General features: G+C 65.9%; 3 protein-coding genes and 1 pseudogene. 2 read left to right on the top strand and 2 right to left on the bottom strand.

Annotated features, from left to right (window positions below; genetic code table 11):
- Both MJ783_RS08305 and MJ783_RS08300 read right to left on the bottom strand, forming a co-directional pair.
- The coding region (locus MJ783_RS08305) for a PIN domain-containing protein (protein ID WP_239309743.1) at positions 1-550 on the bottom strand (550 nt) is incomplete at its 3' end.
- The gene (locus MJ783_RS08300) at positions 547-1,023 is read right to left on the bottom strand and encodes an excisionase family DNA-binding protein (protein WP_239309742.1); all 477 of its coding nucleotides are present in this window, start codon (positions 1,021-1,023) and stop codon (positions 547-549) included. The genes MJ783_RS08305 and MJ783_RS08300, both read right to left, overlap by 4 nt.
- Before the next feature lie 92 nt (positions 1,024-1,115).
- Here MJ783_RS08300 and MJ783_RS08295 point away from each other — a divergent pair.
- Together MJ783_RS08295 and MJ783_RS08290 are read left to right on the top strand one after the other, a co-directional pair.
- Positions 1,116-1,358, top strand: a pseudogene (locus tag MJ783_RS08295) (ATP-binding protein); the annotation flags it as partial.
- Positions 1,359-1,736: 378 nt separating this feature from the next.
- Positions 1,737-2,708, top strand: a complete 972-nt coding sequence (locus tag MJ783_RS08290) for a radical SAM protein (protein WP_239309741.1) — start codon at positions 1,737-1,739, stop codon at positions 2,706-2,708.
- Positions 2,709-2,803 lie beyond the last annotated feature (95 nt).

Here is a 2,803-nt window from a genome sequence, read left to right as displayed (position 1 = left end):
ACGTCAGTCGGCGGGCCTCACTGGCGAAGCCCCGCAGGCCGGACCTGCTCAGGGTGGCGAGGAGGCCGTCGAGGGTCTTGGGTTCGCGCTTGTACCCGTCGGCCTGCCGGCGCAGCGTGGTGATCACTGTGACTGGTGAGGCGTCGAGGAGTTCGAGGAGGAATTGGTCTGCCGTCAGTACCTCGATCCCGTGGGGTAGGGCCGACGTGGCCGGGAAGTCGGAGATGTTGTCGGTGACCAGCAGGCCCGCGCCGGCCTTGACCGCAGCCGCGAGGACGTGGCGATCCTTCTGGTGGCAGGCCATCGCCGGGATCAGCAGCTCGTAGCCGAGTACCTCTGCCTCGGGGAAGTGCTCGCGCATGAGCCCGATTGTCCGACCGGCTTGGTCAGGTGACGCCGAGCCTTCGCGGACGAGCGCGCTCTGAAGTTCCCGCAGTATGTGCCGTGACCACAGGGGGCGGTAGAGATCGGCGATCGCGAGGCGGAGCAGGCTGTCGCGCAGGTGCATGGGGAACAGGACGCACGTGTCGAGCAGTGCGGCGAAGGTCACGGCGTTTCTGTTCGGTGGTATGGCTTGTCAGTCGCGCGGTAGCCGTCGAACTCCTCCGAAAGGGTGACTAGTTCGTCCATGGCGGCTTCGCGTGCGGCTCGGCGTAGTTCCTGGTAGGTCAGCACGTCGGGCAACAGGACCCGGCGGTGCCGACCGGGCTGGGTGTAGGGAATTCGCCCCTCGTCGAGCATCCTGACCAGGGTCGGGCGCGAGACGCCGAGGATGTCGGCCGCCTCCTGGGTGGTCAGCTGCTGGTGGTGCGGGGCGATGGTGACGGCTTGGCCGCGGGCCATCGCGAGCACGACATGCTGGAGTACTTCATAGACGGCTGGGGGAAGCAGGGTGCGCGATCCGTCGGGTCCGACCAGTTCGGCGTGGTTGTCCGTACGGCTGATCCGCCCGACGAACGCGACAAGGTCGTCGAGGGACTCGTCCGGGGGAAGGACGGTGCGCTCGGACACCCCAGTGGCCATGGTCTTCCACCTCCTGCACCAGCATACCCAGAATTCGAACGAATCGAAAGTCGATGAAGAACGAGCCCTCGGAGGCGCGGCAGGCCGCATAGGTCGATGACATCGGGCTGCTGCCCGTCGGACCTGACGCCGCCGAAGGGCTCTACCGGCTCGTCGGCGCCGCCTCCGAGAAACGCTCGGTCGCCGTCAGCTCGAACCTGCACCCGGCCGGCTTCGACGAGATCATGCCCAAGACCCTCGCCGCGACCGTCGATCGGCTGCTGCACCACGCCCACCTCTGCCAGACCAGCGGCGACAGCGTCCGCCTCACCCAGGCCCTGTCCGGCAAGGGGTGAAATCCTTGACCTGACCGAGCCGGGCTGTTCCACTGGCCGCCAGTGGGCAGATCTGGTGGCTACCACGGGGCCGTTCTCAATGGCCCTTGACAGACGGCGGCCGGTCGGTCGGTTCGCCGGTCCGGTCGACGTTGGCCGTGACGCGGCGACGCGGTGAGTTTGAGGCGAGCGCTGACGGACTCACCTCGAACTGGTCGACACCGTCGCGTTGGAGCCGGATACTGGTTACACATCCCGCGAAACATGTTGCGGGGGTGCCTGCCCAGGCTGGACGTGAGGTCAGGCTCAGCGCCCGAGTTCGTCAGGCGTCACCGCCGTGGGAGGTAGATGTCATTGAACGGCGACCATTCTTCGCTCCAGCTGTCACGAGAAGAAAACGTGAGCCGCTGTGTGGCCGAGTACGAGTCCGGCGCCGAAGTGCTCACATGTAGGCCGTTGGTGGTATTCCTGGAACTCACCCGTGACTGCAATCTCCACTGCGCGATGTGCCGATCTTCGTCCGATAGCTTCCGTGGCATGAACATGCCGAGAGACATTCTTCTGGAGATCGCTGAGGAGCTGTTTCCGAGCGCCGCCCTGGTTGATCTCAGAGGCTGGGGCGAGAGTACCTTGCTGCGTGATTTCGGCTGGAATGTCGAGAAGGCGCTCTCCTACGGGACGCGGCTCCGACTGGTCACGAACGCGCTGTCGCTTCGGCCGTCGGACGCCCGTCTTCTCTTCGATGGCGAGGCGATGGTGGTGGTGGTGTCGGTAGACGCCGTCTCACAGGAGGCCGCCAGTGTTCTGCGGCGAGGATCTGTCCGGCGGCTGTATTCCCAGCTGCGGATGTTGGCGGACACGCGGGCGGCGGCGGGCCGAGGCCGACTGTTCTTCAACACGGTGCTGTCCGCAGCCAACGTTCGAGAGCTGTCCGAGATCGTCGCGGTCGCCGGTTCGGCGGGCGCCGAACGTATGACTCTCTTTCCGGTCGTGGCCGACCGGGACAATCCACTTCATCTTTCTCAGGTCCCGCCGGACCTACTTGTTCGGTCCCTCATTGAGGCGGCGGAGCGCGCGCGACAGGCAGGCCTTGAGCTGCGCCTCGGGGCTTCCCTGACCGAGGATCTTGCGCCGGATGTTCCGGGCATGACGCGCTGCACACACCCCTGGTCGGTCGTCTACATCGACTATCGGGGTGGAGTCGGCTACTGCGACCACCTCATTGGGCATGACAGCCAGATCTTTGCGGAGCTCTCGCCAGATATTGGCGTGCTCGACATCTGGAACGGGCCCGGTTTCCAGGCGCTACGACGCAGGCACGCAGCGGTCCGCGTCTCGGGTACTGAGGGCCTGCTGCGCCACTGTGCGTAGTGTTATGTCCGGCGCCAGACTGACTTCGAGGACGAGGTCTTCGAGGTCGAGAAGGCCCGGATCGCGCCCCTGGCGCTAGCGCTCTCGCGCTCGGC

It is taken from the genome of Protofrankia sp. Cj3 (genome assembly GCF_917627355.1).
In the GTDB taxonomy this organism is placed as follows: Bacteria; Actinomycetota; Actinomycetes; order Frankiales; family Frankiaceae; genus Protofrankia.
This window is presented reverse-complemented; position numbering and strand designations above follow the sequence as displayed.